We start from the raw sequence: 23720 nt of genomic DNA, 5'->3' as shown, positions 1-23720 counted from the left end.
CTTTAACTGATCATCGCTAAATCATGAAAATCTCCCACATTTTAGGTATTGTCGTCATCGCCTTGGCCATTGGTATCATCGTATCAACAGCGGGTGACGCCAGTTCGTACGTTACCTTCAAGCAGGCAACTGAGCTGGCCAAAGATGGCGATGACAAAATGATCCACGTTGTTGGTAAGGTTCAGAAAGACGCTAAGGGTCGGATTACCGATATGCTTTATAATCCGGCTATTGACCCGAACCACTTCGAGTTCACCCTGGTGGACAATGACAATCACGCACAGAAGGTCGTTTATAACAGTCCCAAGCCACAGGATTTCGAACGGTCGGAGCAAATTGTGATCATTGGTGCCATGCAGGGCGATCATTTTCAGTGCAACAAGATCCTGCTAAAATGTCCATCTAAATACCAGGACGGCAAGCTGGAAACGACCGAACACGAAGCCAAAACCGCCCAATTATGAGTGTACAGGATATAGAAAAGGCCGCTAAAGAATTACCTGTCGACGAATTGGACGGTCTAGTAACCCGCCTTTTTGACTTTTTTAATGACCGATGGGATAAGCAAATAGAATCCGACGCGAAAGCAGGTCGATTAGATAATTTGTTGAGTGAAGCCAGAGAAGAAATTCGTAAGGGCAATACAAAGCCCTTATGAATCACCACACAACAACAAAATTTTGGAAACGTTATTACAGTTTATCTGAGGCAATTCAAGAATTAGCTGATAAGAATTTCGACCTTTTAAAAGCTGATTCACTGCATCCTTCACTACATCCTTCACTACATTTTAAAGAAATAAGTGGCAAAGATAATTTGTGGGCTGCTCGTGTAGGTGATCATTTCCGTGCGTTGGCCATACGTGAAGACAACGAATTATATTGGTTTTGGATAGGCTCTCACTCAGAATACGATAGAATAATTAGTCAATGATACATACCACAGTCGGGCAACTCGGCCATTTTTTTGTTATCCTGTCGTTCGTTACAGCCCTTGTTGCAACGGTCGCTTATTTTTTGTCGGCCCTGGGTCGAACTAGCCAGGTTCAGGCAGTGGCGGTTGAAGAACCTCAGTTAGCTTACGCAGGTGAATCGAGTTTTGGGGGCAAGACGACGAAGCATAAAGCGAAATCCCCTGTTGAAACGGCTGAACCTGCTGCCCGCGACGACTGGCGGACGCTGGCACGCTGGGCGTTCTACCTGCATGGAGCAGCCGTAGTTGGTGTGGTCGCATCGCTGTTCTATATCGTTTACAATCACTACTTCGAATATCATTACGCCTGGAGCCATTCGTCGCGGGCGTTGCCGGTTCAGTACATGATTTCGTGTTTCTGGGAAGGTCAGGAAGGCTCGTTTTTGCTATGGCTCTTCTGGAATGCTTTGTTGGGCGCGATTCTGATACGTACCAGTGGGAAGCAGTGGGAAGCGCCCATGATGGCGGTTTTTGCGCTGGTACAGGCTTTTCTGGCCTCCATGATTCTGGGCGTCGTTTTCGGCGATACGTTCAAACTGGGCTCGTCGCCTTTTTTGTTGTTGACCGAAGCCATGCCCGACGCGCCAATCTTTACCGCTGATCCAAACTTCGTACCTCAGGATGGCAACGGGCTAAATCCTTTACTCCAGAATTACTGGATGGTTATTCACCCACCAACCTTGTTTCTGGGTTTCGCCTTGACGCTGGTGCCTTTTGCCTACTGCGTGGCGGGTCTATGGCGTAACCAACCGTACGAATGGATTCGTCCCGCCTTACCCTGGACGCTTTTTGGGGCCATGATTCTGGGTATCGGCATTATGATGGGTGGCTATTGGGCCTACGAAACCCTTAATTTTGGCGGCTACTGGAACTGGGACCCCGTCGAAAATGCGGTGTATGTTCCGTGGCTCGTGATGGTTGGCGCCCTGCATACGATGCTAATCGCCAAGCGCAGTTCAACAGGACTAAAAACGGCTATCATTCTGTCTATCAGCACGTTCCTGTTGATTCTCTATTCAACCTTCCTGACACGTAGTGGTATTCTCGGCAATGCGTCGGTTCACTCGTTTACAGATTTGGGCTTATCAGGTCAGTTGCTGGTGTACCTGCTGGTATTCGTCGTTTTAGCTGTATTGCTGGCCGCCACTAAGTGGAAACATATCCCGAGCGATGAGGAAGAAGCGTCGGTCTATACCAAAGAATTCTGGTTGTTTATTGGTGCCACAATTCTCTGTCTGGCTGCTTTCCAGGTCATTGCGACAACCTCTATTCCTGTCTACAATAAGATTCTGGAATCGTTCGGCAAAGTATCAAACCTCGCCATGCCAACCGACGCAATGGCCCATTTTGGCAAATTCCAGACCTGGTTCTTTGTCGCCATTGCTCTACTAACTGGCCTTGGGCAGTTTATGTGGTGGCGCAAAATCGAGAATAAAAAATGGGATGCGCTCATCACGCCCGGTATCATCACGCTACTCATCAGCGCAGCCATCATAGCGTTTGGGGGTGTTAAGAACCCGGTTTATATGGCCTTATTAGTGGCATCAATTTTTGCGCTGATAACAAACGGGACGATTTTGCTGGGTATCATTCGGGGCAATTACCGGCTGTCGGGGGGAGCAATCGCCCACTTAGGTATGGCCCTTATGCTGATTGGCATCCTGTATTCGTCGGGCTATTCACGGGTCATCTCGCTGAATAACAGCGGGCTTATGATTTCCAAAGGCGACGACTTCACGAAGAACAATAATAAGGAAAACAAAGAAAACGTACTGCTCTGGCTTAATCAACCGGAGCGAATGGATAAATACCAGCTCACCTACCGAGGTCAGTATGTTGAGGTCCGGGGCATGCCAGGCTACACAGCCCGTGAGAACGTGGACGTAATCGAAGGCGATTTTCACGGCGTTGCCCAGCGCGATATCGAGCAAAACGGTAAGGTGTATTTCAAGAAAGGCGACACGCTGGCGCTCTATCCCGAAAATGTGCATTACTCGGTCGAATACCGGGAGCCCAGTGGTCAGATTTTCACCCTCTATCCCCGGATTCAGGTTAACAAGCGCATGGGCGTCGTGCTGTCGCCTGACATTAGCCATTCGATGCCCCGTGATGTGTATACCTACATTGCTACGGCTCCCGACCCATCGGCAGAAACGCAGTGGGAGAAAACCGAAACGTTTTCTGTAGCCATTAAAGACACCTTTTTCCTGAACGACTACGTAGCGATTCTGGATGACGTAGTACGGACAAACGAGGTGGAAGGCATGGAAGTAGGGCCGGGCGACGCGGCTGTTCGGGCAAAGGTTCGTGTCCTCGACAAAAACGGCGAGCATATCCTGAGCCCCGCTTTTGTGATTAAAAATCGCATGGTAGCCCATCCGGCGGAATTGAGCGATGAGCTGGGTATACGTATTCAGCTGAATGAAATTGACCCTCGAACGGGAAAATTTACGTTCGCTGTCAATCGGACACAGCGTGATTATATCGTCATGAAAGCGTTTGAAAAACCACTCATCAACATTCTCTGGATCGGTACGCTGATTGTGGTGCTTGGTTTTGCCATTGCTACCATTCGCCGGTATCGGGAATTCAGAAAAATGAGGGATAAAAGCGTAGCTTAATTTTTACAAGGCTATCGGAGCATACGCATTTCCGGGTAGCCATAACGAATGCGCATAGTACTTCGCCAGACCGACTTCGGAGCCGGTCTGGCGTTCTAGTTTAGACAAAAAATGAAACTTTCTGAAACGCTTCTTCTGGCGGCAGCGGCCGGATTTCTGATTCTCTGGATTGCCGAATACCAGCGCACGACGTTCATGGATAGCTATTGGCTGTTAATGTTATGTCTGGCTTTTCTGCTGGCGTTTCAGTATGTTCGCAATAAACGTCTCGAACGCGAAAAAGCCGTCTCGCCCACTATCAAGCAAATGGTGGAAAATCGGAAGAAAAAGAAAAAATAGGTTTACGGTATTTGGTGTATAACACGCGTTGCAGGTACCGAATACCGTAAGCCGAATACCGTAAACCATAAACCTATTTGGAACCATACGTCCTTTTATTCGGTGCTCTACTTGCCCTTGTTCTGGCTGGTTTTTTCTCAGCCGTCGAGATGGCCTACGTATCAGTCAACCGGCTCTATTTTGAACTTCACAGCAAACAAGGACCACTAAGCGAGAAATTAGTATCCGGTTTTCTCAAGAATCCGATATTGTTTGTAGGGACTACCCTGACGGGGAACACACTGTTTCTGGTTCTATACACCGTTTTTGGTGTAACCGTCCTGAATCCTCTGCTAATCGCCCTATTACCAGACAATTGGGCCGGGTATGAATCGGTATTTATTGCCCTCGAAACCCTGATTCTGACGGTTATCTTTCTGCCCCTGGCTGATTATATTCCCAAAAGTCTGGCCCTTATTCATCCCGACCGGTTTTTGGAAGCCCTGGCCGTTCCGCTTTGGGTTATTTACAAAACCATTGCGCCCATCGTTCGGATGCTGGTTGGTATAGCGCGTTTTTTCATCCGCTACGTATTAGGGAAGCGAAATCCTGAAATCCGACCGGTTTTCGGCCTGACAGATCTCAATCACTACCTCCAGCAACTGAACCAGAAATCAGATACAAAAGAAAAGGAAGTCGAGGTCGACACGCAGATTTTCAACAACGCCATTGAGTTTCGCGACGTGCGGGTTCGCGATTGCTTGGTGCCTCGAACGGAAATTACGGCCATTGAAGTAGATGATACGGTCGAGGAGCTGAGGCAGGCGTTTCAGGACAGCGGCCACTCCAAAATCGTTGTGTATCGGGATACCATTGATGATGTTATAGGCTATTGCCACGCGCTCGCCCTGTTCAAAAAACCAGCCACTGTTGAGGAAATAATTACGCCAATTATCACCGTTCCCGAAACCATGCCTGCTCAGGATTTATTACTACGTTTTCTGTCCGAGCGCAAGAGCCTGGCGTTGGTCGTGGATGAATTTGGTGGTACGGCGGGCATAGTGAGCGTGGAAGACATGGTCGAAAAGATTTTTGGGGAGATTCAGGATGAATATGATACCAATGAAGACTGGGTTGAACAACAACTGGACGAAAACACCTGGCTCCTGAGCGCCCGTCATGAAATTGACGATCTGAACATAACCTACGGCTGGAACATACCCAAAGGCGATTATGATACGCTGGGTGGCTTAATCCTTGAAACCCACGAAGATGTTCCTGAGGTTGGCGAAGTAATTGAATTTTCGCCCTTTACCTTCACCGTCGTCTCGATGGACGGCACTCGGATTGACACCGTAAAAGTACATCTGGACCGAAGCCGGGAATAGATATTAAATCTTTCCACTTTTTATTGACGAAGCCGCTTTATTGGCCAGCTCAATGATCATCGGCAACAGATGACCGAAGCGGGCATCCTGACTGTGTCCCTGCTTCCAGCGAGCGTATATCTGCTGGGCAATCACGGCGTTTTTGTAGAGGCCAAACACGTAGTAGAACAAAATACTGGTCAAATCGCGACCACTACGTTCAGCATAACGAGCCACAACCTCTTGTCGGGTTAAATTTCCGGGAAGCCATGTTAGATTAAAGTTTTTGTAAGCCGGACTATCCGTCGCTTCCGACCAGTAGGCCAGCGTTGCGCCCAAATCCATAAGCGGGTCGCCCACCGTTGCCATCTCCCAATCCAGCACCCCTTTAATAACCGGTGTCGGCTCACCAGTGGTTGGATCAGGAGCCAGCAATACGTTGTCGAATTTATAATCGTTGTGCAGAAAAGCCGGAGCCTGCTCAGCAGAATAGTTTTGCTGTAGCCAGTCGCCCACGTGGTCCATGTCAGGAATTTTATCCGTTTCAGCGGTTCGATAGCGCCTGTTCCAGCCTTCAACCTGTCGCTGAACGTATCCCTCCGGTTTCCCCAGTTGAATCAGTCCACTTGTCTGAATATCTAACCCATGAATGGCAACCAGATTATCAACCAATGCCTCAGACAGCTGGCGCATCAAGGCAGGAGCTAACTTTAGTGTTGGTGCCATTGACGCCCTTAAAATAATGCCCGGCACCCGCTCCATTATGTAAAAGGGTACGCCCAACACGTCGGTCGATCCGCAGTAAACGATAGGATCAGGAATTTTTTCGTACTGCCCTCTGAGCAGCGATAACACCCGAAATTCACGGCCCATATCGTGTCCGCCTTTGATGTTCGCACCAGCCGGTGGCCGACGTAGCACATACTCTCCGGCAGCAGTTTTGAGCCAATACGTCAGGTTCGAGAAGCCGCCCGCAAACTGCCGGACCTCCAGCACCAACCCCACAGCAGGAACCTGTTCGGCCAAATACTCATTCAGACGAGTCAGATCAAGTTCTTCTCCCGTTCGCACGGGACGGGGAGTGTCGGAAGCGATCATAAAAGGTAATTTTGATGGACCATCCTGTTATAAGACAGAATTATTGAACACAGAGGCACGGAGGTCACAAAGAATTAGACCTCTGTGTTCTCTGTGCCTCTGTGTTCAACTCTTAATCACTTGTTTTTTCGAGTTCCGGTAATGTCCAAGCTTTAGTACGTCCTGATGTTTCTTCCCGTATTTTCTTTACCTCCTCAGCCTTCACGAAGGGTTTGAAGCTCCGCCGTTTTAAGACTTCCGGTGGTATGCCAGCGGGACGGGGGCCAGGCGGTGGCGGACTAGGCGGAAAATTGCCCGTGTACCCAAACTCGTAACGGATATAACTCAGGACGGAGGCTATCCACGCATCGTCCTGAGCACTCATGGACGGCATCACATCCGGGTACGATTTATCATCAACTGGACCAGACAACCCATGAAGCAGAATTCGGATCAGCACGTCTTTATCACCAACGATACGTTTTGAGCCGAACAAGGGAGGAGCCACCATGCTGCTTCCGCCAACGGCCAGGCCTTTCCCATCGGGGCCGTGACACGTAGCGCAGAGCGTTTTGAACGTATTGGCACCGGCTATAACACTATTTCGATCGGCCGCTTCAAGGCGGCCAAGGCGTGATCCATAGGTCTTGACGTCATCGTTTTTCAACAGGCTTTTCTGAGCACTTACCAGCATTTCGTTCGTCGCGCTCTGTCCTATAATCTCTTCCGAAAGGGTTTTTGCTTTAGCTGACTTACTGGTGTGTAATGAAAGAATAAGCTGGGTACGAACATCATAATTCGGATCATCCTTCAATTCACGAAACTTGTCGATCACTTGCTCATCGTCCGATTTTACGTAACGTTCACCAATCCAGATCGCCGACCGCCGAACCTGCGGATCTTCGTCTTTCATGGCCGCAAACACCATATCTTTATCAATAGCATCCAACCCTTCCAGCGTCCACAGGGCATGGAGTCGACCGAGGGCCGAAGGTTTCTTGGCCAGCGATCCCTGTTGTCCCAAAGCAATCTGTTTCAGCACCGGAACGACCGATTGATCGCCCAGAATAACGAGTTGCTTTTGAGCATTATCGCGCCACCAGCCATTCGGGTGATCCAGGTAGGTAACCAGTTTCGCGCTAGGTTCATCGAGCATGTGCGGCATCGGTCCCGGCTTCATGCCATCATGCACCAGTCGATAAATGCGCCCGTGCTGCACGTTTTTATCCAGGCCCAACCGCTGAATCTGTGGCCGGAGGTAACTGCCTTTGGGCGTCCACTGCGACTCCTGGATGATACCCCGGTTCATATCGACAATGTACAGACAGCCATCCGGGCCGGTATATGTATTGACAGGCCGGAAATTCATATCGGTCGACGCAATGAACTCCTGTTGTTTGTAGGCATTCTCCAGCCGCAGTTTTCCGTTTGTATTAATGACTTTGGCGCGTCGAATAATTCGGGCGACGGGCTCGCCAATCAGATAATCGCCCACCAGATCAGCCGGGAGTTTGTCGCCCCGAAAAATGGATTGCCCATTGCTGGCCGTGAAATGATTCAGCGTACTGTCGGCAAGTCGCAACCGGTTCAGACCACCCTGAATATCAGGCGTTTTTATAATGGGCCAGACGGCATTAAATTCCTCGTTATACTGATCGGGGAACTCAAGACCACCATATACCGGATTGATCTGAAAGCCGGATGCCGGAATTTCGCCACCCGCTCTGGAGAAAAATAAACGACCGTAATTATCATGCGTCAATCCCCACTGCCCGTTCGAGCCGCTGGGCATCGAATCGACCTTTAACAGGCCATTTTTATACCGGAACCGAACAGGGTCAACCGTTACGTAAATCCAGTTATCGAGGTTCCAGTCCAGACCACTACGTTGGTGTTCAAGGTTGCCAGGCGACTTTTTACCGACCTGATAGACAGCCTTTTTCGCATCGGCTACGCCGTCGCCGTTGGTATCCTTATAGCTGTAGATATCATACGTATCGGTTTCATTCACCAGCAGTTCATGATCGACGCACAAAATCATGCGGGGTAGGAGCAGTTTATCGATAAATACCGAACTCTTGTCCATTTTCCCATCCCCGTTGGTGTCTTCGAGCAACATAACCCGGCTCACAGGATCATGCTCGTTGGAACCATCCACGTCCTGCATGTACGTGTCCATCTCGGCCACATACATTTTAGCATTACCATCCCAGGCAATTGCCACCGGTTCTCTAATCATAGGATCGCTGGCGACCAGCTCAATATGGTAGCCTTTAGGTACCCGGAATGATTTCAAACTCTGCTCGGGACTTAATTGAGCCGGTGAGGGATTTGCCGTAAAAGCGGGGACGGTATCGGCCTGTGCCATATTATGCTGAGCCGTTTCCTGCCCAATACCGGGGGACGACTTCTGGGCAACCCGACAAGTAACGACCGACATCGAGAGCGCAAGCAGCCCCAGCATCCAGTGCTTATTTTTCATACGTGAGAATCGTTTAGGATGAGACTAAAAGATAGCTTGGGTCAACTCTTACCTACGGATCGAAGGTTCATTTCAAAAAATGATTTTAAGCTTCATTTGAGTAATAAGAATACATGGATTCGCTTTAACAATAGCTCTTAGCCAGTCACCGAACTACGGAAGCAAACCACTACGTTGCCTACATGACACGTTCTGAAATCAAAATCCTTTTTCAACGATTTGCCGATGTCAGAGTCGGCGTTATTGGCGACTTTGCCGTAGATCTTTATTTTGACCTGCAAACCGAAACCGGTGAACGGTCGCTGGAAACGCATCTGGATGTGTTTTGGGGCAGCCGTCCGCGAGCTTCGTTAGGAGCCGCCGGGAACGTAGTACAAAACCTGGCAGCGCTGGGCGTTTCCAACATTCAGGTAGTGGGCTGCATTGGCCATGATCTGTTCGGCCGGGAGATGCAGTATTTATTCAACTCATTGGGCGTGAACACCCAACACCTTCGCCTTGTTAGCGAGGGTTGGGACACCTGTTTATATACCAAGCCGAATCAGGCGGGTCAGGAAGCAAACCGGATTGATTTTGGCACAGGCAATAAACTTTCTGATACGCTTTTTGAAGACCTGCTCACTGATCTGGAACAGGCGCTAAGCGAGCTGGACGTATTGATTATCAACCAGCAGTTTCCGAACCCTTTACTTTCCGAAAAGCGTATAAATAGTCTCAATGCGTTGATTGCTCGCTTTCCAACCGTTCAGGTCGTGGCCGATATGCGCGACGTTGGTATGCACATTCGTGGGGCTACGTTGAAAGTGAACACGGCCGAACTAGGACACTTTCTTGGCATTCCCGTTCCCGATGACCCTGGCCTTGGCTGGTGCATTGAGCAGGCAAAGACCTTCCGGGACCATAGCGGTACGCCACTGCTGATCACCCGGGGCCATGCGGGAATTTTTTATCTGGATAAGAACGAAACCCAAACCGTCGATGGGTTGCCGCTACAGGGCGAACTCGATACGGTTGGTGCGGGCGATACGGTTGTGGCAACCTGGTCGGCCTGTTTGGGGGCAGGTGCTACTCCTATTCAAGCGCTGGAGATAGCTAATCTTGCGGCTGCCGTTACGGTCCAGAAAATTGCCCAGACCGGAACGGCCAGCCTATCCGAAATCCTTGATCTGCATCATACATTCGTCGCTCATGACTAACGAAATCCTCGAACAGCATCGCCAGGAATTACATACACACCTCACCCAGGAGCTACTCCCTTTCTGGATGACCCGTACCGCCGATCAGGTTCATGGCGGCTATATTACCCATTTTGATCAATTCGGCAATGACTCGGGCGAAGACGAGAAATCACTTATTGCCCAAACCCGCTCGATTTATACCTATGCCTCGTCGCATCGGGCAGGCTATGGCGATGGAGCTCTGGCCGACCTGGCCCGTCACGGCGTCGATTATCTGATTGATCGGATGTGGGACAACGAGCACGGTGGTTTTTATTGGATGACAAACCGCAAAGGTGCGGTGCTGAACGACCAGAAAATCGTGTATGGACAAAGCTTTGCCATTTACTGCCTGAGCGAATATACGCTTGCTACGGGTGATCCGCGCGGACTTGAGTACGCACAGAAAGTGTTCGATCTCTTGCAGAAATACGCGGCCGATACGTGCTACGGTGGCTATTTTGAGATGTTTCATCGCGATTGGACGTTAAAAGGACCGGGCTCGGCGGGGGGAGATCGCAAAACGCTCGACGCCCACATGCACCTGATGGAAGCGTTCACTACGTTATACGAATGCTCTGGTCAGGCCATTCATCGCCGAAAATTACAGGAAATTATTGACCTGCTGGTTGGCAAAATCATGCACCCAATCTACGGAACGGGTGTTCCCCAATTCTGGGCCGACTGGCGGGTAGCGCCCCAAATCAAATTCGATGTCATCTGGGGGTGGGATCGTTTCACCGAAGACGGCGTTAAACGGGAAGCCGAAGATAATACCAGCTATGGCCATAACGCCGAGTTTGCCTGGCTATTACTTCATGCGCTTGACATACTCGGAACGTCGCCGGAAACGTATCGCTATGCTCTGCAAAAGCCCCTTTCTCACGCGCTGACCTATGGAATCGACTGGGCCTATGGCGGTATTTATGTGGAAGGTTCGCACGGTGGCGTCGTCTATGACCGCGAAAAGGAGTTCTGGCAGCAAGCTGAAATTCTTATCGGCCTCCTGGACGCCTACCTACTTTTCGGCGATGATACGTACTGGAAAGCCTACGAAGCCGTTCACCGCTTTGTGATGGATAACATGGTGAACCACCCCGTGGGCGAATGGTGGCCGCTGATGACCCGGCAGGGTGTCCCGATCTGGACGCATATGAGCCATTCCTGGAAAATCAATTACCACACTGTACGCTCGATGGTGCAATCGATTAAACGGCTGGACAAGCTGCTGGAGAAAGGAGAGTTACAATAAAGTAAATGCTGGCACGGGTTTGAACTCGCTGAACCCGCGCCAGAACCTATTCAACTGCTGCCTGAGCGGCCATCATTTGCCGGAATTGCCGCAGTTCGCGGGCTTTCTGCTTAACATCCAGGCCGTACTTTTTCAGAATACTGATCGCTAAATTTTGCTTGTGAACCTCGTCGGCACCGTCCCAGATGCGGGCACCGCGCTCATGGCGATACATGGCAGACAGGACTGTATCGTCTGTGACACCAAGTGCGCCGTGTACCTGAATCGCCCGGTCCAGCACGCGAAGAAAAGCATTGGCTACATAGAACTTGATGGCTGACACCGCATCGCGGACGTTACTTACACCAACCGTGTCGATCATGTAGGCCGTGTTAAGTACGTAGAGCCGACAGGCGTCAATTTCGGCACGGCTTTCGGCAATAAAGTCCTGAATGAACTGTTTTTCGCCCAGCATGACGCCGTCCTCGATCTCGCGCGTAGCAGCCCGTTTGCACATAAGATCCATTGCTTTTTCGGCATTGCCAATCCAGCGCATACAGTGGTGCACACGCCCCGGTCCGAGCCGTTCCTGCGCCAATCGGAAACCCAGGCCTTCGCCCGCAATGACGTTCGATACTGGCACCCGGCAATTAGTATAGGTAACTTCGGCATGACTGAACCAGCCTTCGCCCGCTTCGCCAAAAACGGGAATGTTTCGTTCGATGGTAAAGCCCGGCGTATCGGTTGGAACAATGATCATGCTGGCGCGTTGATGAGGTGCCGCATCGGGATTGGTCACTGCCATCACGACGGCAAACGCAGCGCCGTCGGCCGACGAGGTAAACCATTTGCGGCCGTTAATAACGTAGTGATCCCCCGCGCCGGCGATCCCATCACGGACGGCCAGCGTACTCATCCGGGTTGGGTTCGAGCCTGCAAAGTCAGGTTCAGTCATTGAGAAGCAGGAACGGATTTCACCCGCCATCAGCGGTTTCAGATACCGTTCTTTCAACTCATCTGACGCGAATTTGTGAAGCAGTTCCGTATTGCCGATGTCCGGCGCCTGACAGCCAAATACGTAGTGACCAAAGAACGGCGCGTGAGCCAGTGCTTCGCTGATCTGGCCAAATTCACAGAGTGTAAGTCCATGACCACCTTCCTTTTCGGATAAATGTAATCCCCACAAACCGGCGGCTTTGACTTTTTCGCGTTTTTGATCGAGAAGCGGAATCAGCGTACTAAGGTTGTTATGCGAGAAACCGTCTTCCAGCGGAATCAACTCTGTTTCGACAAATTCGCGAACTCGTGCCAGCAACGGCCTGATACGTTCGGTAGTGAAAATCGTTTCCATACTTTCCTCCTATAAAGCAGGCAAATTATGGCATTTTTCGCTACTAAAATAGAGACAGTAGTTATTGTAGCAATGCTGACATAATCAGAACTTTCTCTTCGTCAAATTAGCTTTCTTCCAACCGCTGGTTGTATTCGGGCATATGAAATGACCAAACCGACTCTATTCATTCAAAAATTGTTGGTAAACAATCTGGATGAATACAATCGATTTGGACAGCCTTAAGCGTTACTTGTCACTTATTATCGGTTTTGCCGGTATAAAAAAGTCAGCTGGTGCGTCCCAGAACCGTTCCTGATCGTTGTGGGTATTATCTGTTTGAACAGTCATCGTACCCGTACGATATGTATCTCCAGTTTTTTGGCCATTAGTTGTCTCAGTAGCCCCAATTCGCAAATTTGTTGAATTAGTAAGGTTTACCCGGCCAGACCCTCTGGTTGTTACGCTAAACTGATTACCGGCATTCCAGACGACATACTGACCTGTATACCCGCTTCCGTCTTTATATCCCCGCACATTTGCGTTTGTGTAGTACCGAAAATAACCAAACTGGATATTAGACGTCCCCCCAACCGCAACTCTATTAGTACGCTTCTCTGCAGTCAGGCCCATATTGACCCCTATAAGTAATCGGGTACTGGAATTATTGGTAATAACGGGCGCAAAATAAGTTTGGGTCCCTACCACATTATCAATTGTATAAGTAATAGTCCCTGTAGGATTAGTTACGGTCTGATAAATACCGGCCATAGCTTCGCCCCCATTGTTTTGACCCTCAACATTGGTAAAACCAACAATAAGGCTACTTAGATTCGTATATACCTTCTGTGCACTACTGCCTGCTGGTACCGACCCAACTACGGTACCATTTACACTAACATTAACATCGTTGATCAGCTGGTTTTCCCACACAATGGTGACGGTGTTAGTAGCAGCGGGTACAACCATCGTTACCGTAATATCGGCACTTCCTCCGTTCGAACTAACCGTAACATACCCGGTATATGTACCAGCCGCTAATCCCATTCGGCTCCCTGTAATGGTAATGGTACCTCCATTGGAACCACTTGCTGGCGAAACGCTAATCCAGCTCTGATCTCGGCTAACAGTCCAGGTTAACGTTCCCGTCCCCGTATTGGAAACTGTCAATGTGCCTTGCGTAGAGGTGCTACCCAAACTGACAGAGGTTGTACTTACGCTTAGCTTTGGTTGCGATGTTGCTGTTGGTATCGACATGGTTACCGGCACCGTTGTACTGCCCCCGTTGGAGTTTATGGTAAAGCTGCCGGCATACGAACCACTTGTTATACCTGTTCGATTAACATTAACAGTCACGGTACCCGCATTCGTACCACTTCCGGGCGACACCGTCAACCAATTATTATTACTTGCGGCCGTCCAGTTTAATGGCTGGGCCCCTTGGTTTGATACAGAAACGGTGAGTTGCGTTGCTGTCGTACCAAAATCCAGGCTGGTTGGGCTAAGCCCCAGCACGGCTGGCGCTGCCGTTACCTGCATGGTTACCGGCACATCTACAGTTCCACCATTGGAGCTGACTGTAACGTTACCCGTATACGTCCCTGCTGTTAAACCAGATCGGTTTACAGATACCGAGAAATTGGGAGCGGTAGGATCATTTTGTCCGGAAAGTGTAATCCAGCTTTTATTTGTAGTAGCACTCCAGCGCAAGATACCTTCGCCTTTATTGACCACATTGAGTTGATTCTGGGTGGATGACTGCCCAAAATCAAGTGCTGTTGGCGAAATAGATACTACTGGACTTCCCACACTCATTGTCACCTGAATCGTTCGCTGTCCCCCATTTGAGGTAATCGTAATCAAACCCGTCTGATTTCCTGATTCTATCCCTTTTTTATCGACACTAACCTCAATTGCCGTTTCATTCGTACCACTGGTTGGCGATATAGTGATCCAGTCCTTGTTTGCGGTTGCCGACCATGTTAGTGTCCCCTCGCCACTATTCTGGACGACAAACGTTTGATAAGTGCTGGAGTTAAATGACAACTGTCCTACATTATCTTTAGTCGTAAGTTGCGGTGGAGCAAGATCTTTGGGTTTGTTACAACTCCATACCAGCGCCAGCAGGCTGCTGAATAAAATCAAAATTCGTTTTTGGTGCGGAAACATATACATAGTGGTTTTCAAAGTTTTACGTAATAGTTAGCAATTTTTCAACATGCGAAACTATCCGTAATAGTTGCTGGCCGCAACGAGGAAAACCCCCTATTTATGCCCAATAAAAACGAGTATTTTACGTTAAAATCACCGTTAGTTTTATATATAAACTCTACCTACTTAACACCTCACTCCTCCCCTGCAACCCACCCGTATGCACAGCGACAACCGTTGCGCCATCAGGAAAATAGCCTTTACGCGCTAAATCATAAATACCGAAAAGCATTTTGCCAGTATAAACCTGCTCCAGCAGCACCCCCGTTTTCTGCTCGAACGATCGGATGAAATTTAGCAGGTCGGGCGTGGTTTTGGCATAGCCACCAAAATGATACGTAGTGATTGGCAGCCATCTTTTAGAATGAGCGGCTTCAGCAATTTTGAGCACCATAAACCCCAGTACCTGCGTCTTATTAAATACTGACCGGGCTAGTCCGGTAACCGTTCCTCCCGTGCCAACCGGGCAGCAGACGTAGTCGGGTATATAGCCTAGCTGCGTTATTATTTCGGGAAGGATTTCAGCCGTGCTCCGAATAGCCAGCTCGTTGGTCCCACCTTCGGGAACGACGTAGCAAGGACCGAATTGCGCGAATAAAGTATCGATAAAATCCGGTGCTTCTTTCCGTCGATAGTCATTTCGGGAGATAAAATGCAAATGCATACCACATGACTCGCAGAAGGCCAATGTCCGATTTCGGGGTAACAGGGCGAGTTCTTCCCCCCTTACAACGCCAATAGTTTGAAAACCAAATACCTTTCCGGCCGCAGCCGTTGCATACAGATGATTTGAATAAGCGCCCCCAAACGTCAGTAACGTAGTAAAGCCCTGATCCTGAGCGGCCAGAAGGTTATATTTGAGTTTCCGCCACTTATTCCCTGACACCTGCGGATGCAGTAAATCATCCCGTTTCAGAAACAATCGGATTGGTACGACTTCCGGAAACGGGTTATCAAGCCGTTGAACCGGCGAATTACCCATCAATTCGGCTAGCTGTCGGTCAAGTTCGTTCATTATCCGTACTTTTGCTGATTAATTACAAACCTATACGATTTTCAAAACGGGATAGGTTTTTTGGCAGAAAAACAGTGGCAGAAACGGAAGACGAATTTTCAGAGGACGAGGAATTATACGAACACCATCGCATTGTGGTGGATAAAGGCCAGAGCCTATTACGGATTGACCGCTTCCTGATGGATCGGCTACAAAACGCTACCCGCACTAAACTTCAGGCAGCTATTGATGCCGAATCGGTGCGGGTGAACGATAAGCCGACCAAAGCCAGCTACAAAATCAAGCCGTCAGATGTGATCACCGTTTCGCTGGCGCATCCACCCCGCGAGACCGACATAAAGCCCGAAAATATTCCGCTGAATATTGTCTTCGAGGACGACGACTTGCTGGTCATCAATAAGCCCGCTGGTATGGTTGTTCATCCCGCTCATGGCAACTGGGACGGTACGCTGGTGAATGCGCTGGTGTATCATTTCCAGAATCTACCCACCTCGCGCAACGGCGAAATCAGACCGGGGCTGGTGCATCGAATTGACAAAGACACATCTGGACTTATGGTGATTGCCAAAACCGAGTTCGCCATGACGCACCTGGCCCGGCAATTTTACGAACACACCATCGAACGTACGTATAACGCACTCGTCTGGGGAATTCCCAACCCGCCCGATGGCACCATTACCGGTTATATTGGTCGCTCGGTAAAAGATCGTAAAGTGCAGGTGATTTACGACGATGAAAGCAAGGGAAAATGGTCCGTCACGCACTATAAAACGCTGGAAGATTTGCGCTACGTAGCCCTCATGCAATGCAATCTGGAAACGGGTCGTACCCACCAGATTCGCGCGCATTTCAAGCACATTGGCCATCCGTTATTCAATGATGCTATGTATGGTGGCGACCGGATTTTGCGCGGCAATTCCGTAGGCAGCTACAAAGCTTTTGTCGAGAACGCCTTTAAAGTACTCCCCCGTCAGGCCCTGCATGCCAAATCGCTTGGATTTTCTCATCCGCGCACCCGGGAGTGGCTCCAATTTGATTCCTTACTACCCGATGATTTTCAGGCCGCACTATCTAAATGGCAGAAGATAATAGTGAAGGATGATGAATAATGCACAATTATCTACTAATTTCCTGCCAATGACCATTTTTCATTACACATTATCCATTCATCAGATATGATTTCAATTCGTCCCGGAACCCTTCAAGACATACCAGAAGCCTTCGATTTAGTTATGGAACTGGCTATTTACGAACGAGCAGCCGATCAGGTTACCAACACCGTCGAACAAATGGCGCTTGACGGCTTTGGCCCGAATCCACTGTTCGGCATGATCATGGCCGAGGATTCCGACAGTCAGAAAATTGTGGGTATGGCTCTGTACTTTTTCCGGTATTCAACCTGGAAGGGCAAACGACTCTACCTGGAAGACATTATTGTTACAGAAGCATTCCGGGGCTACGGTGTAGGAAAATTACTTTTGGATGCCACCATCGATATGGCCCACGAAACGCAGTGTACCGGTATGATGTGGCAAGTTCTCGATTGGAACGAACCTGCCATTGGCTTCTATCGCCAGTTTGGTACTCGCTTCGATGACGGCTGGACGAATTGTCATTTGGACTTTTAAGCATGGAGCAGAATGGTACGGGCACAGGGTAAAATAGTGCACCTGCAATTTATGCCCTTTGCCCTTTGCCTTCTGCCCTTCGCTCAAAAACTCTATCTTTGCGCTTTCGAGACTAGTTACCAAGCATGACGGAACGTCAACATAAAGCTCTCCGGATCACTGGATGGGTGTTTTTGAGTATATTTCTACTAGCCCTGGTGGGCGGTGGTATTGCCTATTCTAAACGCGAAAGCCTCCTGAAGACGACGCTCGCGAAGGCCATCCGCAAGGCAAAACGCGATTATAACCTTGATGTTCGCATTGGTTCAGCCAAATTTACGGGGCTAAGTTCGGTAGCGTTTACGGATATTTCAGTCGTTCCAGCCGACCGTGACAGCCTGGCACGCATCCAGCGGGTGGAGGTAGCCGTGCGATTCTGGCCGTTGCTGGCCGGCAAGGTTGGTCTGTCGGGCATGACGCTCGAAAACGGTTTGATTCAGGTTGTCAAACGAGACTCGTTGACGAACATTGACTTTCTGATTCATCGCAAAAAGAGTGATTCACTACGTACTGAAACCGAAACTACTAATCGGCGCACTGATCTGTCAGACGTAACGGAGAATCTGATTGACAACATATTATCCAAAATTCCCGATGATCTGAACATTCAGAATCTGGAATTTCGGGGGATGGATGATAACGACACAATCAGCCTGCTTACGCAAACGGCGCTTATCAAGAATGAAAATGTTACGTCGACCCTGAAGTTAAATGGCAACCTGGCTACCTGGCACGTAACGGGCACCGCCGATCCTGCCGACCGCGAATATGATCTGGCACTTTATGCCGAGGATCAGAATGGACGGCCCAAACCTGTTGAACTGCCCTACATCCAGAAAAAATATAACCTTAAACTACAGGTCGATACGCTCCGGGCCGAACTCCGGGACGTTGATCGCTCGGGTAGCGAATTTCGACTTGAAGGCGCTGGTTCGGTGCGAAATCTACGTATTAACCACCCCGCCATTGCCCGTACTGACGTACTGGTGCAGCGGGCGGCTATGGATGCAAACCTGTTCGTCGGTGAAAATTATGTTGGTATTGATAGTTCGTCAACCCTGCATCTTGGTACGGTTAGCGCCCGGCCCTTTGTGAAATACACGCTCACACCGGCCAAACTCTATGAGGTGCAGCTCCATACTGACCTTATGGATGCCCAATCCCTTTTCAATTCGTTTCCGCAAGGGCTGTTTGAGTCGCTGGAAGGTATGCAGGTGGCCGGTAAACTTAAATACGATCTGGCGTTTCAGTTAGACACAGCCCTGCCCGATTCCGTAAAATTCAACTCTGGTCTAACGGCCGACGGCTTTAAGGTGCTAAAGATGGGAAAGACGGATTTCGCAGCCATCAACCATCCGTTCGTGTACACGCCCTATGAGAAAGGCAAACCTGTTCGGGATATTATCGTTGGCCCTAAAAATCCGGATTATACCCCACTGGACCAGATTTCACCCGACCTGCGTAATGCGCTATTAACGTCGGAAGATTATAACTTCTTCACACACAAGGGCTTCAACGAAAAGGCCTTCCGCGTGTCCATCGCGACCAATTTCAAGGAAAAATCGTTCAAGCGGGGGGCCAGCACCATTTCGATGCAGTTGGTTAAAAACGCCTTCCTGAATCGAAATAAGACACTCTCCCGCAAGGTCGAAGAAATTCTAATTGTCTGGTTGATCGAAAATCAGCACATCGTCCCGAAAGAACGGATGTATGAAGTCTATCTGAACATTATTGAATGGGGACGTAACATTTATGGCATCGGCGAAGCTGCCCGCTATTATTTTGCCAAAACTCCTGCCGAATTAAGCCTTGGCGAAAGTATCTTTCTGGCCTTTGTCGTGCCCCGTCCCAAAGCGGCTCTAAACTGGTTCGTACCTGGTGGTGGCCTTCAGGTACGCAATGTGCGGGGTTATTTTAAGCTGATTGGCCGGATCATGGCCAAGCGTGGTTTAACAGCTCCCGATTCCGGTGCGTATGGCTTCTACGACGTGCGGGTACGGGAAGGATTACGTAGACCGGTGATTGCTGTGGATTCGCTATTTCAGGGCGATAGCCTGATGACCGACCCGATTGAAATCGATGGTGATGATGAAGACGAAGGTGGCACAGGTATCGGCAATTTCTTCCGGAAATTATTCAAGGGCAGAAATAATGTACAGGAGAAACGTCCCGACAATGACCAACCGGCTGCCCAGCCTGCCGACCGTATTGATGCTCCCACTATCGAACCGGCCCCAGCTGATACCGTCAAAAGCCGCAAGCAGCTTCGCCAGGAACGGCGGGAACAAAAGCGAAGGGAAAAGGAAGCTAAAAAGGCGTTGGAAGCTAATACGCAGTAAAACAATTAATTATGAAAGCATTTATTCGACTACTGCTGATTGTGGTCGTGATTGGAGGGGTTGTTCTTTACGTTGTTTCAAAGCAAAACAATACATCGCTTAGTCCTCAAACAATCGACCTTGCCGTTGACTGCTCGGACCTGGACAACGTAGTGGTTGCTTCCTCCGTGAATGTATCGGTGCGGAATCGATCGTTACGTTCCCATAGCGACATATCCGTTAAACTGACGGCTTATGATAAATCAGGAAACATCCTGAAAGAGAAATATACGACGTTCTCCCGGACACTTTTGCCTAGTAGCTTCTTTGACAAACCGGTTGCCTTACCAGCCGGAACCAAACGCTGTGATTGCCAAATCGTCAGTTCGCACCCTAATTGATACGCGTACGTTACCGCTCCGTGATCGTTACAGCTTTGCGCAGATGTGTATCCTTTTCGAGTTGATCAAGCATAAAAGCGGCTACGTCAGCACGGCTGATGCGAGGGAAAGCAAATGCTGAAAAGGGCAGGTGTTCTCCAACTTTGTATTTCCCCGTAATGGGGCCGTTCGTTAGGCTGGTGGGGCGAACGATCAGCCAGTCGAGATTGCTCTGTTGAACGGTCTGTTCCTGCTTTTCTTTTTCAGCCATAACGCTGCTCAGGAGTGTATTCATTAATACTTTGCCAATTATATTCATTTCCTGGTAGCTGCTTCCGACCCCCATTGACGATACAACCACCAATCTTCGAACACCAACGTGCTGCATGGCATCAATCAAATTGACCGTGCCATCAGCCACAGGATGATCTTTTTGACCGGGTTTACTGCCAAGCGAACAAATAACAGCATCCTGCCGACGAACCGCTGCCACCAGGGTCTCGGGCTTTAATACGTCACCAGTGAGTACTGTCAGATTGGGGTGTTGAATGGATAGCTTAGCCGGATTACGCACAAAGGCCGTCACGTAATGTCCCCGCTCAAGGGCCTGCTCAACGGTTTGTTTTCCAGTTCCGCCTGTGGCTCCTAAGACTAAAAGTTGCATAAAAAATGGCTGATTTGGGTACACACATAACCCAAAGCCAGCCATTAAGTTCACAGTAGGCGCTTTCAGTCCAGCAAATCCGGTCGTCTGATCCGGGTCCGTTCAAGCGCCTGTTCATGCCGCCACTCATCAATTTTAGCTTCGTGACCCGACAACAGAATATCCGGTACACGGTGGCCTTCAAATTCAGCGGGACGGGTGTATACGGGTGGAGCGAGTAAATTGTCCTGAAACGAGTCAGTCAAAGCCGATGTTTCATCATTCAATACGCCTGGTAACAAACGAATAATGGCATCGGAAAGCACTGCCGCAGCTAATTCTCCTCCCGATAATACGTAATCGCCAATGCTGATTTCCTTTGTGATAAATAATTCCCGAGCCCGCTCATCAACGCCTTTGTAATGACCGCAAAGAATAATCAAGTTCTGACGTAGCGATAATGCATTCGTCGTTTGCTGGTTCAAGCGAGTACCGTCGGGCGTCATATAGATCACCTCGTCGTACGTACGTTCGGCCTGCAACGACCGGATACAGCGGGCAATCGGTTCGATCTGCATCACCATACCCGCCCCACCTCCAAATGCATAATCGTCTACCCGACGGTGTTTATCGGCCGTATAGTCACGCAGATCGTGCACCGCAACTTCTACGTAGCCACCCAGTTGTGCTCGTTGCAGAATCGAATGGGCAAAAAAACTGTCGAGCAACCGGGGCAGGCAAGTAATAATATCAATCCTCATCGGTGTCGTCGCCGTCGATTTCCGGTTTATCCTTGCTGTCCTCTTCCATGTAAATTGCCAGCAAACCGTCGGGCAGGGCTACGTTCAACTTTTGGTTGGCGCGGTCAACTGTTCTCACGATGTCACTGTTAATTGGAATCAGTACTTCTTTCCCTAGATAATCCATTGCGATCAGATCCTGTGCATTCATGGCATAAACGCCACGCACGATACCTAATTCACCGGCTTCGGCATCCACAATCTGATACCCAACGATTTCGTGGAAATAAAAGCGGGTTTCGTCCGTAATGGGTTCCAATTCGTCTAGTGGCAGGAACGCTCCGCAGTTGATGAGCCGTTCGGCCTGCTCAACAGTATCTACATCCTCAAAGGCGATAATAGCACGGCTACCCTTTACAATAGCGATGGACTCAATAAAATACGGAATCAACTCCCCCCGCACTTCCAGCAATACCGATTCCAGATCGGCGTATTCAGCTGGGTTGTCAACGTCCAAAAAAAGCACTAGCTCACCACTAACGCCATGCGTTTTGGTGATATGGCCGAGTTGGTAACAATCATCTTTAGTCATACGTAACGCGGCTGGAAAGCCGCCCGGAATGCGGCCCTTTACCGTTATGTCGGCCGACCGCGTTAGTTACAAAAAGAGCCTGTCCAGAAACGAACAGGCTCTTTTTCAAGAAATTTTGTAAAACCTATTCTGCCGCTGCAACATCCGTTGCGGGCTTCTCTTCAGCAGGAGTTTCTGTAGCCGCAGCAACAGGAGCTTCTTCAGTTACGGGTGCCTCTGCTGCCGGAGCTTCAGCGACTGGCGCAGGGGTTTCGTCAACTACCGGAGCTTCTACAGGTGCAGCAACTTCGGCTACTGGTGTTTCGTCAACCGGCGCTTCGTCAACTGCTGGAGCAGCTTCTTCAGCAACAGGCGCTTCTACTACTGGCTCTTCTACCTTGTTTTTCTTGGCAATGGCTTCGGCACGAGCTTCGTTTACCTTTTTCTCAGCATCTAAACGAGAAGCGCGAGCCTGCTCTTTCGTCTGAGTTTTGGTATCGGCAGCACCGGCTTTCCGGCCTTCTTTTTCGCCTTTCCAGGCCGCGTATTTATCGTCGGCCTGTTCCTGCGAGATGGCCCCTTTATTGACGCCTACCTGCAAGTGTTTGCGATACATGATGCCTTCGTGCGACAATACCGAACGAGCGGTATCCGTCGGCTGAGCACCAACCATGAGCCAATAAACGGCCCGTTCTGATTTCAATACGACCGTAGAAGGGTCGGTGTTGGGGTTGTATGAACCGATTTTTTCGATAAACCGGCCATCGCGTGGGGAAGTTGATTCTGCCACTACGATGTCATACATCGCCATTTTCTTGCGTCCGCGACGCGCTAAACGAATCTTAACACTCATTTGTGCTTGGTTGGTTTTGATGGGAGACGCATCCCCCCTGTAAAACGTGGCCGCAAAGGTACAAAAAAAGTTTGAGGTTTGTAGTGAAACGTTTGAAGTTCTATTGCTATACTTCAGATTTTTCACTACAAACCTCAAACCAATCAAAAAACCGTCACGATACGAATCTATAAGCCGGGTTCTGTCCTCCAATTCATGCCGTTCAGCACGTATCAAATGGCTTATCATTTATCTGGGATGGTCGTCACCGGCCACCTCGTTCGACCTACCCGCGTCGGCATCCAGACCGTTCCCGGCTGGGATTGTTCTGGAACGGAAACGAGCCGCTCCACGTCCGACGCTTATTTGGTCTTTCAGCCCCTAAGGTTTATCCTGCCCCGCCGGTCGCCCGTCGGGCGGTAGGCTCTTACCCCACCTTTTCACCCTTACCCGATTTAGTGAAGAGTGTAGAGTAAAAAGTGATGAATAAACAGGACGTTATTCTTAACTCTTAATTCTACACTCTTCACTAAATCAGGCGGTATATTCTCTGTGACACTGGCTGTCGAACGGCCGTTCCCAGCCGTCCGCCTTCCCGTTAGGAAGTAGGGTGCCCTATGCTGCCCGGACTTTCCTCGCCCGATTACTCAGACGCGATAAGCCGATTCGTATCGCTCAGGGACTACAAAGGTACTATCCTTATCCTAAAGCCCCGAATAAAAATTCGG

Annotated in this window: 21 protein-coding genes and 1 other RNA gene; 12 read left to right on the top strand and 10 right to left on the bottom strand. The window is 49.5% G+C overall.

Annotation, left to right across the window (positions count from 1 at the left end; translation table 11 throughout):
- Nucleotides 1–23: 23 nt before the first annotated feature.
- From ACYVEA_RS10410 to ACYVEA_RS10385, 6 genes are all read left to right on the top strand, one after another.
- Nucleotides 24–464 (top strand): cytochrome c maturation protein CcmE domain-containing protein, encoded by a 441-nt coding sequence (locus ACYVEA_RS10410; protein WP_461113362.1) that lies wholly within the window; start codon nt 24–26, stop codon nt 462–464.
- Nucleotides 461–658, top strand: coding sequence for a hypothetical protein (locus tag ACYVEA_RS10405; protein ID WP_093823471.1), 198 nt, complete (start codon nt 461–463; stop codon nt 656–658). The genes ACYVEA_RS10410 and ACYVEA_RS10405 overlap by 4 nt, the downstream gene beginning before the upstream one ends.
- Entirely contained in the window at nt 655–933 is a 279-nt protein-coding gene (locus ACYVEA_RS10400) for a hypothetical protein (RefSeq protein WP_461113361.1), read from the top strand. The genes ACYVEA_RS10405 and ACYVEA_RS10400 overlap by 4 nt, the downstream gene beginning before the upstream one ends.
- On the top strand, nt 930–3593 hold the full coding sequence (gene ccsA, locus ACYVEA_RS10395) for a cytochrome c biogenesis protein CcsA (RefSeq protein WP_461113360.1): 2664 nt from the start codon (nt 930–932) through the stop codon (nt 3591–3593). The genes ACYVEA_RS10400 and ccsA overlap by 4 nt, the downstream gene beginning before the upstream one ends.
- Nucleotides 3594–3704: 111 nt before the next feature.
- Nucleotides 3705–3932: a hypothetical protein gene (locus ACYVEA_RS10390; protein WP_461113359.1), complete on the top strand. Its 228-nt coding sequence runs from the start codon at nt 3705–3707 to the stop codon at nt 3930–3932.
- 77 nt (nt 3933–4009) lie between these two features.
- Nucleotides 4010–5299, top strand: coding sequence for a hemolysin family protein (locus ACYVEA_RS10385; RefSeq protein ID WP_461113358.1), 1290 nt, complete (start codon nt 4010–4012; stop codon nt 5297–5299).
- A gap of 3 nt (nt 5300–5302) precedes the next feature.
- Here the strand turns inward: ACYVEA_RS10385 and ACYVEA_RS10380 are convergent, their stop codons facing one another.
- Both ACYVEA_RS10380 and ACYVEA_RS10375 read right to left on the bottom strand, forming a co-directional pair.
- On the bottom strand, nt 5303–6376 hold the full coding sequence (locus tag ACYVEA_RS10380; protein WP_461113357.1) for a phosphotransferase family protein: 1074 nt from the start codon (nt 6374–6376) through the stop codon (nt 5303–5305).
- A gap of 112 nt (nt 6377–6488) precedes the next feature.
- Complete coding sequence (locus ACYVEA_RS10375; RefSeq protein ID WP_461113356.1) at nt 6489–8837, bottom strand: DUF7133 domain-containing protein; 2349 nt, start codon at nt 8835–8837, stop codon at nt 6489–6491.
- Nucleotides 8838–9019: 182 nt separating this feature from the next.
- Between ACYVEA_RS10375 and ACYVEA_RS10370 the strand changes: the two genes are divergently transcribed.
- Complete coding sequence (locus ACYVEA_RS10370; protein WP_461113355.1) at nt 9020–10033, top strand: bifunctional heptose 7-phosphate kinase/heptose 1-phosphate adenyltransferase; 1014 nt, start codon at nt 9020–9022, stop codon at nt 10031–10033.
- Nucleotides 10026–11306, top strand: coding sequence for an AGE family epimerase/isomerase (locus ACYVEA_RS10365; RefSeq protein WP_461113354.1), 1281 nt, complete (start codon nt 10026–10028; stop codon nt 11304–11306). Before ACYVEA_RS10370 ends, ACYVEA_RS10365 begins: the two co-directional genes overlap by 8 nt.
- Nucleotides 11307–11352: 46 nt before the next feature.
- Here ACYVEA_RS10365 and ACYVEA_RS10360 read toward each other — a convergent pair whose 3' ends face one another.
- The 3 genes from ACYVEA_RS10360 to ACYVEA_RS10350 form a co-directional block, all read right to left on the bottom strand.
- Nucleotides 11353–12636: an acyl-CoA dehydrogenase family protein gene (locus tag ACYVEA_RS10360; RefSeq protein WP_461113353.1), complete on the bottom strand. Its 1284-nt coding sequence runs from the start codon at nt 12634–12636 to the stop codon at nt 11353–11355.
- Between the two features lie 228 nt (nt 12637–12864).
- Nucleotides 12865–14802, bottom strand: a complete 1938-nt coding sequence (locus tag ACYVEA_RS10355; RefSeq protein ID WP_461113352.1) for a beta strand repeat-containing protein — start codon at nt 14800–14802, stop codon at nt 12865–12867.
- Nucleotides 14803–14944: 142 nt separating this feature from the next.
- Nucleotides 14945–15841: a 1-aminocyclopropane-1-carboxylate deaminase/D-cysteine desulfhydrase gene (locus tag ACYVEA_RS10350; protein ID WP_461113351.1), complete on the bottom strand. Its 897-nt coding sequence runs from the start codon at nt 15839–15841 to the stop codon at nt 14945–14947.
- A 74-nt stretch (nt 15842–15915) separates the two neighbouring features.
- Here ACYVEA_RS10350 and ACYVEA_RS10345 point away from each other — a divergent pair, with 74 nt between their 5' ends.
- The 4 genes from ACYVEA_RS10345 (at nt 15916) to ACYVEA_RS10330 (ending at nt 20227) form a co-directional block, all read left to right on the top strand.
- Nucleotides 15916–16950: an RluA family pseudouridine synthase gene (locus ACYVEA_RS10345; RefSeq protein WP_461113350.1), complete on the top strand. Its 1035-nt coding sequence runs from the start codon at nt 15916–15918 to the stop codon at nt 16948–16950.
- Nucleotides 16951–17016: 66 nt separating this feature from the next.
- On the top strand, nt 17017–17469 hold the full coding sequence (locus tag ACYVEA_RS10340; protein ID WP_093823495.1) for a GNAT family N-acetyltransferase: 453 nt from the start codon (nt 17017–17019) through the stop codon (nt 17467–17469).
- A gap of 125 nt (nt 17470–17594) precedes the next feature.
- Nucleotides 17595–19847 carry a transglycosylase domain-containing protein gene (locus ACYVEA_RS10335; protein ID WP_461113349.1) on the top strand — a complete coding sequence of 751 codons (2253 nt, stop codon included), beginning with the start codon at nt 17595–17597 and terminating at the stop codon, nt 19845–19847.
- A gap of 11 nt (nt 19848–19858) precedes the next feature.
- Nucleotides 19859–20227, top strand: coding sequence for a hypothetical protein (locus tag ACYVEA_RS10330; protein WP_461113348.1), 369 nt, complete (start codon nt 19859–19861; stop codon nt 20225–20227).
- A 10-nt stretch (nt 20228–20237) separates the two neighbouring features.
- Here the strand turns inward: ACYVEA_RS10330 and ACYVEA_RS10325 are convergent, their stop codons facing one another.
- The 5 genes from ACYVEA_RS10325 to rnpB all read right to left on the bottom strand — a co-directional run bounded on the left by ACYVEA_RS10325 (nt 20238) and on the right by rnpB (nt 23665).
- The gene (locus ACYVEA_RS10325; RefSeq protein ID WP_461113347.1) at nt 20238–20870 is read right to left on the bottom strand and encodes an NAD(P)-dependent oxidoreductase; all 633 of its coding nucleotides are present in this window, start codon (nt 20868–20870) and stop codon (nt 20238–20240) included.
- A 65-nt stretch (nt 20871–20935) separates the two neighbouring features.
- On the bottom strand, nt 20936–21610 hold the full coding sequence (trmD, locus tag ACYVEA_RS10320; protein WP_461113346.1) for a tRNA (guanosine(37)-N1)-methyltransferase TrmD: 675 nt from the start codon (nt 21608–21610) through the stop codon (nt 20936–20938).
- On the bottom strand, nt 21600–22181 hold the full coding sequence (rimM, locus tag ACYVEA_RS10315) for a ribosome maturation factor RimM (protein WP_461113345.1): 582 nt from the start codon (nt 22179–22181) through the stop codon (nt 21600–21602). The genes trmD and rimM overlap by 11 nt, the downstream gene beginning before the upstream one ends.
- Nucleotides 22182–22305: 124 nt before the next feature.
- Nucleotides 22306–23013 (bottom strand): 30S ribosomal protein S16, encoded by a 708-nt coding sequence (locus ACYVEA_RS10310; protein WP_461113344.1) that lies wholly within the window; start codon nt 23011–23013, stop codon nt 22306–22308.
- 154 nt (nt 23014–23167) lie between these two features.
- Nucleotides 23168–23665: RNase P RNA component class A (rnpB, locus tag ACYVEA_RS10305), an RNA gene on the bottom strand.
- Nucleotides 23666–23720: the final 55 nt, after the last annotated feature.

This window comes from Spirosoma jeollabukense (assembly GCF_054777855.1).
The sequence above is the reverse complement of the archived record's forward strand: the minus strand, read 5'-3'. Positions and strand labels throughout refer to the sequence as shown.